The organism is Pantoea sp. YU22 (genome assembly GCF_003970755.1).
Taxonomy (GTDB): Bacteria; Pseudomonadota; Gammaproteobacteria; order Enterobacterales; family Enterobacteriaceae; genus Pantoea; species Pantoea piersonii.
On record NZ_RYDU01000007.1, the window covers coordinates 1 to 12274 of the forward strand.

At 56.8% G+C, this 12274-nt stretch carries 15 protein-coding genes; 2 read left to right on the top strand and 13 right to left on the bottom strand.

Annotation, left to right across the window (positions count from 1 at the left end; translation table 11 throughout):
• The 9 genes from EKL29_RS23295 to fkpA all read right to left on the bottom strand — a co-directional run.
• A partial coding sequence (locus tag EKL29_RS23295) for a GTP-binding protein (protein ID WP_332459973.1) occupies nt 1-83 on the bottom strand: 83 nt, incomplete at its 3' end.
• Between the two features lie 70 nt (nt 84-153).
• Nucleotides 154-2268, bottom strand: coding sequence for an elongation factor G (gene fusA, locus EKL29_RS11745; RefSeq protein WP_033752983.1), 2115 nt, complete (start codon nt 2266-2268; stop codon nt 154-156).
• Nucleotides 2269-2361: 93 nt separating this feature from the next.
• Nucleotides 2362-2832: a 30S ribosomal protein S7 gene (gene rpsG / locus EKL29_RS11750; protein ID WP_013510774.1), complete on the bottom strand. Its 471-nt coding sequence runs from the start codon at nt 2830-2832 to the stop codon at nt 2362-2364.
• A gap of 96 nt (nt 2833-2928) precedes the next feature.
• Nucleotides 2929-3303: a 30S ribosomal protein S12 gene (rpsL, locus tag EKL29_RS11755; RefSeq protein WP_126689781.1), complete on the bottom strand. Its 375-nt coding sequence runs from the start codon at nt 3301-3303 to the stop codon at nt 2929-2931.
• Between the two features lie 124 nt (nt 3304-3427).
• A complete protein-coding gene (tusB, locus tag EKL29_RS11760; RefSeq protein WP_126689782.1) occupies nt 3428-3715 on the bottom strand; it encodes a sulfurtransferase complex subunit TusB in 288 nt (95 codons plus the stop codon).
• 9 nt (nt 3716-3724) lie between these two features.
• Nucleotides 3725-4084, bottom strand: a complete 360-nt coding sequence (tusC, locus tag EKL29_RS11765; protein WP_120457367.1) for a sulfurtransferase complex subunit TusC — start codon at nt 4082-4084, stop codon at nt 3725-3727.
• A complete protein-coding gene (tusD, locus tag EKL29_RS11770) occupies nt 4084-4470 on the bottom strand; it encodes a sulfurtransferase complex subunit TusD (protein WP_126689783.1) in 387 nt (128 codons plus the stop codon). The genes tusC and tusD overlap by 1 nt, the downstream gene beginning before the upstream one ends.
• Entirely contained in the window at nt 4470-5192 is a 723-nt protein-coding gene (locus EKL29_RS11775; protein ID WP_120457354.1) for a transcriptional regulator, read from the bottom strand. Before EKL29_RS11775 ends, tusD begins: the two co-directional genes overlap by 1 nt.
• A gap of 165 nt (nt 5193-5357) precedes the next feature.
• Complete coding sequence (gene fkpA, locus EKL29_RS11780; RefSeq protein WP_120457352.1) at nt 5358-6185, bottom strand: FKBP-type peptidyl-prolyl cis-trans isomerase; 828 nt, start codon at nt 6183-6185, stop codon at nt 5358-5360.
• A gap of 280 nt (nt 6186-6465) precedes the next feature.
• Here fkpA and EKL29_RS11785 point away from each other — a divergent pair, with 280 nt between their 5' ends.
• Nucleotides 6466-6684, top strand: a complete 219-nt coding sequence (locus EKL29_RS11785) for a SlyX family protein (protein ID WP_120457351.1) — start codon at nt 6466-6468, stop codon at nt 6682-6684.
• 155 nt (nt 6685-6839) lie between these two features.
• On the opposite strand, the gene slyD is transcribed toward EKL29_RS11785, so the two are convergent.
• The 4 genes from slyD to kefG all read right to left on the bottom strand — a co-directional run bounded on the left by slyD (nt 6840) and on the right by kefG (nt 10157).
• Complete coding sequence (slyD, locus tag EKL29_RS11790; RefSeq protein ID WP_126689784.1) at nt 6840-7391, bottom strand: peptidylprolyl isomerase; 552 nt, start codon at nt 7389-7391, stop codon at nt 6840-6842.
• A gap of 193 nt (nt 7392-7584) precedes the next feature.
• Nucleotides 7585-7779, bottom strand: coding sequence for a YheV family putative zinc ribbon protein (locus EKL29_RS11795; protein ID WP_120457347.1), 195 nt, complete (start codon nt 7777-7779; stop codon nt 7585-7587).
• Nucleotides 7780-7800: 21 nt separating this feature from the next.
• Entirely contained in the window at nt 7801-9606 is a 1806-nt protein-coding gene (gene kefB, locus EKL29_RS11800) for a glutathione-regulated potassium-efflux system protein KefB (protein ID WP_126689785.1), read from the bottom strand.
• Nucleotides 9606-10157, bottom strand: a complete 552-nt coding sequence (kefG, locus tag EKL29_RS11805) for a glutathione-regulated potassium-efflux system ancillary protein KefG (protein WP_120457343.1) — start codon at nt 10155-10157, stop codon at nt 9606-9608. The genes kefB and kefG overlap by 1 nt, the downstream gene beginning before the upstream one ends.
• A gap of 113 nt (nt 10158-10270) precedes the next feature.
• On the opposite strand from kefG, the gene EKL29_RS11810 reads away from it, so the two are divergent.
• On the top strand, nt 10271-12175 hold the full coding sequence (locus tag EKL29_RS11810) for an ABC transporter ATP-binding protein (protein WP_120457341.1): 1905 nt from the start codon (nt 10271-10273) through the stop codon (nt 12173-12175).
• Nucleotides 12176-12274: the final 99 nt, after the last annotated feature.

Below are 12274 nucleotides of genomic sequence, written 5' to 3' on the forward strand. Positions count from 1 at the left end.
AGGGTGGTTTTACCGTGGTCAACGTGACCGATGGTGCCCACGTTTACGTGCAGTTTGTTACGTTGAAATTGCTCTTTCGCCATGGCGATAATCCTTACTGTTATGCCTTCATCATTGATGAAGGCATCTGTTCACAATTTTTAAACCGTAGCCTTATTTGCTACGAGCTTCAATAACGGCCTGAGCGACGTTGTTCGGCGCATCATCGTACTTCAGGAACTCCATGGAGTAAGAAGCACGGCCTTTCGTCAGAGAACGCAACTGCGTCGCGTATCCGAACATTTCAGACAGCGGAACTTCAGCGTGAATCTGAACGCCGGTAGCGTTAGATTCCTGCCCTTTCAGCATACCACGACGACGGCTCAGGTCACCGATGACGTCACCGGTGTTCTCTTCCGGAGTCTCTACTTCAACCTTCATGATCGGCTCAAGCAGTACCGGCTGCGCTTTCTTAAAGCCATCTTTAAAGGCGATAGAAGCGGCCAGTTTAAACGCCAGCTCTGAGGAGTCCACGTCATGGTAAGAACCGAAGTGCAGACGCACGCCCAGATCAACAACCGGATAACCTGCCAGCGGGCCAGATTTCAGCTGTTCCTGGATGCCTTTGTCAACCGCAGGGATGTATTCGCCAGGAATCACACCACCTTTGATGTCGTTGACAAATTCGTAGCCTTTCGGGTTTGAACCCGGCTCCAGCGGGTACATGTCGATAACAACATGACCGTACTGACCGCGACCACCAGACTGCTTGGCGTGTTTACCTTCGATGTCGGTAACTTTAGAGCGAATCGCTTCGCGGTAAGCTACCTGCGGTTTGCCCACGTTCGCTTCAACGTTGAATTCACGCTTCATGCGGTCAACGATGATGTCGAGGTGCAGCTCACCCATACCGGCGATGATGGTCTGGTTAGACTCTTCGTCAGTCCATACGCGGAATGACGGGTCTTCTTTAGCCAGACGACCCAGAGCCAGACCCATTTTTTCCTGGTCAGCTTTGGTTTTCGGCTCAACGGCGATAGAGATTACCGGCTCAGGGAACTCCATGCGCTCCAGGATGATCGGGTTGCTCGGATCACACAGGGTATCACCGGTGATCACGTCTTTCAGACCGATCGCTGCTGCGATGTCGCCCGCGCGAACTTCGCTGATCTCTTCACGCTTGTTGGCGTGCATCTGTACGATACGGCCAAAACGCTCACGTGCAGATTTCACTGAGTTCAGTACGGTGTCACCTGAGTTAACCACGCCAGAGTACACGCGGAAGAAGGTCAGGTTGCCCACGAACGGGTCGTTAGCGATTTTGAACGCCAGCGCAGAGAACGGCTCGCTGTCGTCAGCGTGACGCTCAGCCGGAGTATCTTTACCGTCGTCCAGCATACCGTTGATCGCAGGAACGTCAGTCGGTGCCGGCAGGTATTCAACCACGGCATCCAGCATCGCCTGAACACCTTTGTTCTTGAACGCAGAACCACAGGTAACCAGGATGATTTCGTTGCGCAGTACGCGCTGACGCAGAGCCGTTTTGATCTCTTCTTCGCTCAGCTCTTCGCCGCTGAAGAATTTCTCCATCAGCTCTTCAGAAGCTTCTGCTGCCGCTTCGATCAGCTTGCCGCGCCACTCTTCAGCCAGTTCCTGCATGTCAGCCGGGATATCTTCGTAAACGAAGGTAACGCCCTGGTCAGCATCGTTCCAGTTGATGGCTTTCATTTTGATCAGGTCAACAACGCCGGTGAAGTTCTCTTCAGCGCCGATTGCCAGCTGCAGCGGAACCGGAGTCGCGCCCAGACGGGATTCGATCTGACCAACAACTTTCAGGAAGTTCGCGCCCATACGGTCCATTTTGTTAACGAACGCGATACGCGGAACTTTATATTTGTTCGCCTGACGCCATACGGTTTCAGACTGCGGCTGCACGCCACCTACAGCACAGTAAACCATTACTGCGCCATCGAGCACACGCATAGAACGTTCTACTTCGATGGTGAAGTCAACGTGTCCCGGGGTGTCGATGATGTTGATACGGTGCGGCTCAAACTGCTTAGCCATACCGGACCAGAATGCGGTGGTCGCTGCAGACGTGATGGTGATACCACGCTCCTGCTCCTGCGCCATCCAGTCCATGGTCGCTGCGCCATCATGCACTTCACCGATTTTGTGGTTAACACCGGTGTAGAACAGGATACGCTCGGTAGTTGTGGTTTTACCGGCGTCGATGTGTGCGCTGATACCAATGTTACGGTAGCGCGCAATGGGTGTTGTACGAGCCATTTGATTCCTCTGATTCTCGGGCGTTCAAAATTAGTCGAACCCAGCAGGTTAGCATTTTGCACGCCCGCTGGTTTAACAACAACTACGTGGCGATTACCAGCGGTAGTGAGCGAACGCCTTGTTGGCTTCTGCCATGCGGTGAACGTCTTCACGTTTCTTAACTGCAGTACCTTTGTTTTCTGCAGCGTCAGAAAGTTCGTTCGCCAGGCGGAGAGCCATAGATTTATCACCGCGTTTACGAGCAGCTTCTACGATCCAGCGCATTGCCAGAGCATTACGACGAACCGGACGGACTTCTACTGGAACCTGATAGGTAGAACCACCAACGCGACGTGACTTAACTTCGACAGTCGGACGCACGTTTTCAAGGGCTACTTCAAAGGCTTCCAGCTCGTTTTTACCAGAACGCTGAGCCAGGGTCTCAAGCGCAGTATAAACGATTGATTCAGCAGTAGATTTTTTACCATCTACCATCAGGATATTTACAAATTTGGCCAGCAGCTCTGATCCGAACTTCGGATCCGGCAGAATTTTACGCTGACCAATGACGCGACGACGTGGCATGGAAATACTCCGTTGTTAATTCAGGATTGTCCAAAACTCTACGAGTTTAGTTTGACATTTAAGTTAAAACGTTTGGCCTTACTTAACGGAGAACCATTAAGCCTTTGGCTTCTTCACGCCATACTTGGAGCGAGCCTGCTTACGGTCTTTAACACCTGAGCAGTCCAGCGCGCCACGAACGGTGTGGTAACGCACACCTGGCAGGTCTTTAACACGACCGCCACGGATCAGGATCACGGAGTGTTCCTGCAGGTTATGACCTTCACCGCCGATATAGGAGGTAACTTCAAAACCGTTAGTCAGACGAACACGGCAAACTTTACGCAGTGCTGAGTTCGGTTTTTTCGGAGTGGTGGTGTACACACGAGTACAAACACCACGTTTTTGCGGGCAAGCTTCCAGCGCAGGCACGTTGCTCTTTACAACTTTGCGTACGCGTGGTTTGCGAACCAGCTGGTTAACTGTTGCCATTAAATAGCTCCTGGATTAGCTTTTGCTTCGTAAACACGTAATAAATCGCCTCGTATTACTACGAGGACGCAGAATTTTAGGGCTGAGCCAATAGGGTGTCAAGAAATAACCAGGCTTTACGACATTACCAGGTCATCTGCTGCTGATGTTTTTCAGTGAGCGCGACGAAACCAGTATAGTCCACCGGCCTTACTTTGGCTGAAATTTGACCACTAAGCCCGCGCGCGGTCACGTCTTCCGTCAGGACCCATAAGGTCGCAGGCGAGGTGAGAAGCTGGCTTAACGCGCTGCTGCCTTCCAGCGCGCCCAGCACGCCGTCCTGCAACAACAGCAAATCGTCTTCCGCCGTCAGCAGCAGCAGCAGCGTATTCAGGTCACTGTAATAAGGTGAATGCATCAGGGTGTGCAACATAGCGCGCTCTTAAAAGGTGATGATGCGATCGTAGGTCGCCAACTGTTGCCGTAGCGCCGCGGCGTCCAGAATGCCGGCGTCCAGCACGCGCGCGCCCTCTTCCGCCAGGCCGCGCTCGCGCAACGCCTCGCGGCTGATATAGCAATGTTCAATATCATACAGCGCCAGCACGCCAAACGTGGCGGCGTGATTGCGGGCCAGAATAATTTCCGGCTGCTGGCCAGGCGTCAGCTGCAATACTCCATCGCCAATAAAGAACAGGCCTATCGACTCGCTCAGCGCGCCGGTCGCCAGCGCGGCGTCGAGCCCTTCGCGGCCCGCGCTGCTGCCGTGCGGCGCGCGGGTAAAAACAAAGGCGACGCGATTCATTAAAACTGCACCAGTCGATCGCAGCCGAGCGCGGCTTCCGCCAGCGCACCCAGACCGCTGAGTTCAAACCCCGGCTGTAAGTTGCTGCCTGCCAGCTGCAGCCGCTCCGCCTCCTGCGCATCGGTAACGCCGCGGCGCAGCGCGGCGGCTACGCAAATATTCAACGCCACGCCCTGCTCTTCATGCAGCGCAAGCCAGGCGCGTACGATATCCGCCTCGTCGCTGGCTGGCGCGGTCAGCTCATTGGCGTTCAGCACGCCCTCGCGATAAAAGAAAACGCTCTGCAGCTGATGGCCGGCGGCCAGCAGCGCGCGGGCGAACAGCAAGGCGCTGCTCGCCTGCTGCGTGCCGTAAGCCGGACCGGTCACCAGCAGGGTATAGCGCATCAGCGCTCCTGCCCCTGGAAGTCTCCGCTCTTGAACTGGCGGATATAGAGGTAAACAGTGTGCTTGGAGATATTGAGGCGATCCGCAACCTGATTGATCGCATCTTTAATATCGAAGATGCCCTTCTCATAAAGATTCAGCACGATCTGGCGGTTCTTGGCGTTGTTGGAGACGTTGCGATCGGCGCTCACCTCTTCAATGGTGAACTCCAGCGTCTGCGTCACCAGATCTTCTACCGAGCTGGCGAAGTTAACATTCGAATCTACCTGATGCATTTCCGGCGGCATAAAGGTCGACATTATCTGCGAGAAAGGCACATCGAGGTTCATATTGATGCACAACAGCCCAATCACGCGCTGCTGCCGGTTACGTATCGCGATGGTGACCGACTTCATCAGCACGCCGCTTTTGGCGCGGGTGAAGTAGGCGCGGGAAACGTTGCTGTCTGCGCCGTGCATATCGTGCAGCATGCGCAGCGCCAGATCGGTAATTGGCGAGCCCACTTTACGACCGGTATGTTCGCCGTTAGCGATGCGCACCGCCGAACATTTCAGGTCTTCCAGCGAGTGCAGCACGATTTCGCAGTGCGAACCAATCAGCATCGCCAGGCCGTCGACTACCGCCTCATAAGATTTGAGAATATCGTAGTCCGCTTGCTCGAACGGACGCTGCTCCAGTAAATCGAAGTCGCTCAGTTCGCCGGGATTGAATGGATTTGACATCGAAGACATTACCCTAAATGGCTGGAGCCTGTCTCAGCGCAGCGGGCAGACTCTTTTTATTGGGAAAGTTATGCAGGGGATAGTCTGGCAAATGTCGCACGCTTATGCCAGAGCTTTGTCACAGGCGGGAAATGAAACCGCCGCCCGAAGGCGGCGGCAGACAGATTATTGAGATTTCTTCGCGTCGGCGGCAGGCGCCTGCGCTTTCTCATCTGCTTTAGGCGCCGGTTTGATGTCGAGCAGTTCAACATCGAACACCAGCGTAGAGTTGGCCGGAATGCCCGGCACGCCGTTTTTACCGTAGGCGAGCTGCGGCGGGATCACCAGCTTGATTTTGCCGCCTTTCTTCACGTGCTTCAGACCTTCAGTCCAGCCCGGAATAACGCCGTCGAGACGGAAAGAGAGCGGTTCGCCGCGCGTATAGGAGTTGTCGAATTCGGTGCCGTCGATCAGCGTGCCCTTGTAGTTCACTACAACAGTATCGCTGTCTTTCGGCGCATCGCCGGTGCCTTCTTTCTCTACTTTATACAGCAGGCCAGATTCGGTTTTCTTCACGCCGCTCTCTTTGGCGAACTTGCTGGCGAAAGCGGTGCCTTTATCGGCGTTCTCTTTCGCGTCTTTTTCCATCTTCGCCTGCGCTGCGCCTTTCACGCGGCTTTCAAAGGCCTGCAGGGTCTGCTCGATCTCCTGGTCAGAGAGCTTGCTCTTACCGCCGAATGCATCCTGAACGCCCGCAATCAGCTGGTCTTTGTCCAGCTTGATGCCCAGTTTCTCCTGTTCCTTCAGGGAGTTGTCCATGTAGCGACCCAGCGAGGCGCCCAGTGCGTAGGCTGATTGCTGATCTTCATTTTTGAAGGCCGCATTTTTCGGTGCCTGGGGTGCCGCATCGCTCGCAGCCGGTGCTGCAGTCGCTTCGGCTGCCATTGCCAGCGGCGCGTTCAGCGCGATGGCCATGGTGGTGGCTAACATTGTGACTTTAAACAGTGATTTCATCCTTTCTCCAAAACCGAAGCGTCTCACCTCGGGAATTATTGCGGACTAAAGCTCCACACTATAACTGTACGCGGCAGCGGCGAACACTCCCGCAGCGTAATTACCCGGCTCTCCTCCGACCTTTTTTGCATCAGGAAGTTTCATCAGAGATGCTGCTGCGGCAGACGTTATTCAACCCCTGTCAGGCGAAGCGGCAAAGAAATGGGGTGATTCTTAGCGGGGAAACCGTAAAATCAGCGGCTGATGCGAGATTCGCCGCATCACACTATAAGGAGAGGTCATGCAACAATCAGAGTGGGAACAACGGCTTGAAGCGCTGGAAAGCAAGCTGGCCTTTCAGGAGCTGACTATCGAGCAGCTTAATCAAACGGTGGTGCAGCACGAGCTGGAGATGGCGAAAATGCGCGAGCAGCAGCGCCTGCTGCTGGATAAGCTGAAAGCGGCCGCGCCGTCGATGATCGCGTCGCAGTCGGAAGAGACGCCGCCGCCGCATTACTGACAGATTCAGAGTGGCTGTGCAGCGTCGATGCTGCCTCAGCGTGAGAGGTCACATACCCTGGTATGCGCCACCCTCGCGCGCACGCGTCGACCGCAAAAGTTATGAGCAAAAGAAAAGGCCACCGTCTGGTGGCCTTGTCATTTGTCAGGCGTGGCTTAGTGGTTGCAGCCGCAACCGCCGTGGCTGCCGCAGCCGCCGTTGCCGTGGTCATGACCATGGTCATGATCGTGATCGTGACCGTGCTCGCCGTGGACGTGACCGTGCGCCAGCTCTTCCGGGGTCGCTTCGCGGATCGCGACAACTTCCACGTTGAAGTTCAGGTTTTGGCCCGCCAGCATATGGTTGCCGTCAACCACAACGTGCTCGTCTTCCACTTCGGTGATTTCGACCGGAACCGGGCCCTGGTCAGTTTCCGCCAGGAAGCGCATGCCAACCTGCAGTTCGTCAACGCCCATAAAGACGTCTTTAGGTACGCGCTGCACCAGGTTGTCGTCGTACTGGCCGTATGCATCGTTAGCCGGGATATGCACGTCAAACTTGTCGCCGACCGCATGATTTTCCAGCGCTTTTTCCAGACCAGAAATCAGGGAACCATGACCGTGCAGATAGTCTAACGGCGCACTTACCGGCGACTCGTCAACCAACACACCATCTTCTGTACGTACCTGATAGGCCAGGCTCACCACCAGGTCTTTTGCTACTTTCATGATATCTCCTAACCGTTGAGAACTGAGATCCCGTCTCATTGGTCTATTCTTACGTGCAATAACACCAACCAGAAAGGTTCGGGGCTGAGACCGCGCCTTAGGCTACGCGATTAACCTCAGCGTTAGTGGCGCCGATTGTATCGGAATTCAATCCCACTGTAAGTTTAAGCGTAAAAAAAGCTGCGCCATTTCGCTACTCTGGATGGAAAATACCGATCACTTGCTCCTGGCTGCGAACCTGATCGCGGATCTGCTTATCCGCCTCGCGCATCTGGTGCCCGCATTTTACGCATTCCACTACGTCGACGTTGTTTTCACGCCACATCGCCAGCGTGTCTTTTTCCTGACAGTGCGGACAAACCGCACCAGCAATAAATCGTTTACGCATGTTGGTTAACCTGTGTTGCTGTTACTGATCTTCGTCCCAGTCGTCAAACTGCCGTTTCTCATGCTGCATCTCGCGCTGGAAAATATCCTCCAGCTCGCGCCGCGCCTCGCGCACGCGGGAAATCTGCGCGTTGTCGGCGTGGTTCGGCATAAGCTCGCGCAGCATACGCATATCCAGACGGCGGAAGTGCAACTGCGCGCGCTGCGCCTGGTGCGGGTGCATACCGACCGAAATCAGCGCTTTGCGTCCCAGTTCCAGCGCGCTGGAGAACGTTTCGCGCGAGAACTGCGTCACGCCCGCCAGCAGCAGCTCGTGCGCCTCTACGCGCCCGCGCGCCCGCGCCACAATCTCCAGCTGCGGAAAGTGCTGCTGACAAAGGTGCACGATCGCCATGGTATCTTCCGGCTCGTTACAGGTAATAACGATCGACTGCGCGCTGGCCGCACCGGCAGCGCGCAGCAGCTCAAGCTCGGTCGCATCGCCATAGTAAACCTTATAGCCATACTTGCGCATCAGGCTCACCGCGCTGATGTCGCGCTCCAGCACCGTGATCCTTTTATTATTAGCCATCAGCAGACGACCAACCACCTGCCCCATTCGTCCGAAGCCCACCACGATCACCTGCGGCTGGTCATCGTCGACGAAGGGTTTTTCCCCATCTTCATCAACTTCATTAAAGCGCCGCGCCAGCAGTTTATCGATCCCCTGCATCAGCAGCGGCGTGGTCATCATTGACAGCGTGACCGTTACCAGCAGCAGCGGCAGCTGATCGCCAGCGAAAAGATGTGCCGAAGAAGCGGCGGAAAAGAGCACAAAGGCGAATTCGCCGCCCTGGCTCAGCACACCGGCGAACTGCTGACGCTCGGAGCTACGCAGGCCGTAGACGCGTGCCAGCACATAGAGCACCAGCGTCTTTATCGTAACCAGAATCAGCACGCCGAGCAGGATCTCCAGAATATGGGTATAGAGCACGCCAAGGTTGAGCGCCATGCCGACAGAGATAAAGAACAGCCCGAGCAGCAGGCCTTTAAACGGATCGATGGCGACTTCCAGTTCGTGGCGGTACTCACTCTCCGCCAGCAGGATACCGGCGATAAAGGTACCCAGTGCCATCGACAGTCCGAGCGCGTCCATAAACAGCGCCGAGCCCAGCACCAGCAGCAGAGCGGCGGCGGTAAAGACCTCACGAACGCCGGAAGCGGCGATAAAGCGGAAAATCGGCCGCAGCAGGTAGCGTCCGCCCACCAGCATGCCGGCGAACGCCAGCACTTTCATGCCGACCTTCATCCAGTCGATAGTGCCGCTATCGCTGCCCGCCAGCAGCGGCACCAGCGCCAGCGCCGGGATGACCGCCAGGTCCTGGAACAGCAGCACCGAGAAGCCGAGCTGCCCCGCCTCGCTGCGGTTCATGCCTTTGTCGCGCATTAGCTGCAGCGCCATTGCGGTTGAGGACATGGCAAGGCCGATGCCGCCAATCACCGCCGCCTGCCAGCTAAAGTCGCTCAGCCACAGCAGCGCGCCGAGGATGCCGGCGGAGATGAGCACCTGCGCCGCGCCGACGCCGAAAATCGAACGCCGCAGCGCCCAGAGTTTCGACGGATTCAGTTCCAGTCCGATGATAAACATCAGGAAAACCACGCCCAGCTCCGAGAAGTGCAGGATCTCCTCAACGTCGCTGATAAAGCCCAGTCCCCACGGGCCGATGGCGATCCCGGCCACCAGATAGCCCAGCACGGCACCAATACCAAGGCGCGCGGCGATGGGTACAATCAGCACCGCCGCCACCAGATAGATAACGCCTGCGGTCAGCAGCGTTTGTCCTTCCATCAGAGACCTCCGTTGGGCAGCGGCGCGGCAAGCCATTCGCCATAGGCGCGGGCAAAGTGGCTCATCACCTCTTTCGGCTGTCGACGCGCCCAGTAAAGGATCATCGGCGTCATCCAGTGCATGCGGCACATCTGTGCGGTCAGTTCGAACGGACGCATAATGTCCGACATCGGATAGCGGTTAAGGCCGTTCTGATGATAGGCCGTCTCCGGCTCGCCGGTGGTAATCACGCTGCGCCAGTATTTGCCTTCCAGCGCGTTGCCGCCGACGCCGCTGGCGAAACCGCGCGACAGCACGCGGTCCAGCCACTCTTTCAGCAGCGCAGGACAGCTGTAGGTATAGAGCGGGTGCTGAAAGACGATAACCTGATGCTCGCGCAGCAGCTGCTGTTCATAGTGAATATCAATAAAGAAATCAGGATAGTGCGCGTACAGATCGTGTACGGTGACGTTCGCCTGTTTCTGCGCCGACTGCAGCAGAACCCGATTCGCTATCGACTCCTGCATTTCCGGGTGGGCATAAAGCAGCAAAACTTTTGCTGGCTGCGACATAGTTATCCTCTTCCAAAGCGTCGTCATAGCGGCGGTTTTCCGCTACCATGCACGACGCGACACCCTCTAATTATGTGGTGGGTAAATTAACATATTCTGACGATACGGCGCTTATGATTGTCTTTTCTTCTCTGCAAATCCGCCGCGGCGTCCGCGTGCTGCTCGATAACGCTTCCGCCACCATTAACCCCGGCCAGAAAGTTGGTCTGGTGGGTAAAAACGGCTGCGGCAAATCGACCCTGCTTTCGCTGTTAAAAGGCGAGATCAGCAGCGACGCAGGCAGCGTGACCTTTCCCGGCAACTGGGCGCTGGCCTGGGTTAACCAGGAGACCCCGGCGCTGAGCAAAGCGGCGCTGGAATACGTTATCGACGGCGATCGTGAATATCGTCAGCTTGAGGCGGAGCTGGCGGACGCCAACCAGCGCAACGACGGCAACGCTATCGCGCTGCTGCATGGCAAGCTGGATGCGATCCAGGCCTGGAGCATTCACGCCCGCGCCTCCAGCCTGCTGCACGGCCTCGGCTTTAGTCAGGAGCAGCTTAACCGACCGGTAAGCGACTTCTCCGGCGGCTGGCGCATGCGCCTCAACCTCGCGCAGGCGCTGGTGTGCCGTTCGGATCTCCTGCTGCTCGACGAACCGACCAACCACCTGGATCTCGACGCGGTAATCTGGCTGGAGCGCTGGCTGAAAAGCTATGAAGGCACCCTGATCCTGATCTCGCACGATCGCGACTTCCTCGATCCGGTCGTGGATAAGATCATTCATATCGAGCAGGAAACCCTCTACGAATACACCGGCAATTACAGCTCATTTGAACGGCAGCGCGTCGCTAAGCTGGCGCAGCAGCAGGCGCTGTTCGAAAGCCAGCAGGAGAAAGTGGCGCACCTGCAAAGCTATATTGATCGCTTCCGCGCCAAGGCCTCTAAAGCGAAACAGGCGCAGAGTCGTATCAAAATGCTGGAACGCATGGAGATGATCGCGCCGGCTCACGTCGACAACCCGTTCAGCTTCAGCTTCCGCGCCCCGGAAAGCCTGCCGAATCCGCTGCTGAAGATGGAAAAAGTCACCGCAGGCTATGGCGAGCGCATCATTCTCGACGCCATCAAACTTAATCTGGTGCCGGGCTCGCGTATTGGCCTGCTGGGCCGCAACGGCGCGGGCAAATCGACCCTGATTAAGCTGCTGGCGGGCGAGCTGACCCCGCTTGATGGCGAAGTCGGGCTGGCGAAAGGCATCAAGCTCGGCTACTTCGCGCAGCATCAGCTGGAGTATCTGCGTAGCGACGAGTCGCCGCTGCAGCATCTGGCGCGCATCGCGCCGAAGGTGCTGGAACAGCAGCTGCGCGACTACCTTGGCGGCTTTGGCTTTCAGGGTGATAAGGTCAGCGAAGTCACGGCGCGCTTCTCCGGCGGCGAAAAGGCGCGGCTGGTGCTGGCGCTGATCGTCTGGCAGCGTCCTAACCTGCTGCTGCTCGACGAACCGACCAACCACCTCGATCTCGACATGCGTCAGGCGCTGACCGAAGCGCTGATCGATTTCGAAGGCGCGCTGGTGGTGGTTTCGCACGACCGTCATCTGCTGCGCGCCACCACCGACGATCTCTATCTGGTGCATGACGGCAAGGTTGATGTCTTCCCCGGCGATCTTGAGGATTACCAGCAGTGGCTGAGCGACCTGCAGAAGCAGCAGGCGCAGGCGGACGCCGCACCGAAGCAGGACAACGGCAACAGCGCGCAGGCGCGTAAAGATCAGAAGCGCCGCGACGCCGAGCTGCGCGCCCAGACGCAGCCGCTGCGCAAAGAGATCGAGAAGCTGGAGAAGCAAATGGCGAAATGGCAGAGCCAGCTCACCGAAGCGGAAACGCAGCTTGCCGACGGCGAGATCTACGATCCCAGCCGTAAAGCGGATCTGACCGCCGCGCTGCAGCGCCAGGCGGAGAGCAAAGCGGCGCTGGAGGAGGTCGAGATGGCGTGGCTGGATGCCCAGGAACAGCTTGAGGCGATGCTGGCAAGCTAGTTAAAGTTTGGAAATTTAACTCCCTGGCCTTGAAACGATCGTACCGGCGCAGCAACGCAGTCGCAGCCCGGTACGGACGTTTTAATATATTTACACCGC

Excerpts from the sequence above, each read along its gene's own strand:
- tusD (WP_126689783.1), bottom strand. The coding sequence starts at position 4,470 with ATGCGCTATACCCTGCTGGTGACCGGTCCGGCTTACGGCACGCAGCAG.
- EKL29_RS11775 (WP_120457354.1), bottom strand. The coding sequence starts at position 5,192 with ATGTCAAATCCATTCAATCCCGGCGAACTGAGCGACTTCGATTTACTG.
- kefG (WP_120457343.1), bottom strand. The coding sequence starts at position 10,157 with ATGTCGCAGCCAGCAAAAGTTTTGCTGCTTTATGCCCACCCGGAAATG.
- rpsG (WP_013510774.1), bottom strand. The coding sequence starts at position 2,832 with ATGCCACGTCGTCGCGTCATTGGTCAGCGTAAAATTCTGCCGGATCCG.
- kefB (WP_126689785.1), bottom strand. The coding sequence starts at position 9,606 with ATGGAAGGACAAACGCTGCTGACCGCAGGCGTTATCTATCTGGTGGCG.
- EKL29_RS11785 (WP_120457351.1), top strand. The coding sequence starts at position 6,466 with ATGCAACAATCAGAGTGGGAACAACGGCTTGAAGCGCTGGAAAGCAAG.
- tusB (WP_126689782.1), bottom strand. The coding sequence starts at position 3,715 with ATGTTGCACACCCTGATGCATTCACCTTATTACAGTGACCTGAATACG.
- tusC (WP_120457367.1), bottom strand. The coding sequence starts at position 4,084 with ATGAATCGCGTCGCCTTTGTTTTTACCCGCGCGCCGCACGGCAGCAGC.
- rpsL (WP_126689781.1), bottom strand. The coding sequence starts at position 3,303 with ATGGCAACAGTTAACCAGCTGGTTCGCAAACCACGCGTACGCAAAGTT.
- EKL29_RS11795 (WP_120457347.1), bottom strand. The coding sequence starts at position 7,779 with ATGCGTAAACGATTTATTGCTGGTGCGGTTTGTCCGCACTGTCAGGAA.
- EKL29_RS11810 (WP_120457341.1), top strand. The coding sequence starts at position 10,271 with ATGATTGTCTTTTCTTCTCTGCAAATCCGCCGCGGCGTCCGCGTGCTG.
- fkpA (WP_120457352.1), bottom strand. The coding sequence starts at position 6,185 with ATGAAATCACTGTTTAAAGTCACAATGTTAGCCACCACCATGGCCATC.
- fusA (WP_033752983.1), bottom strand. The coding sequence starts at position 2,268 with ATGGCTCGTACAACACCCATTGCGCGCTACCGTAACATTGGTATCAGC.
- slyD (WP_126689784.1), bottom strand. The coding sequence starts at position 7,391 with ATGAAAGTAGCAAAAGACCTGGTGGTGAGCCTGGCCTATCAGGTACGT.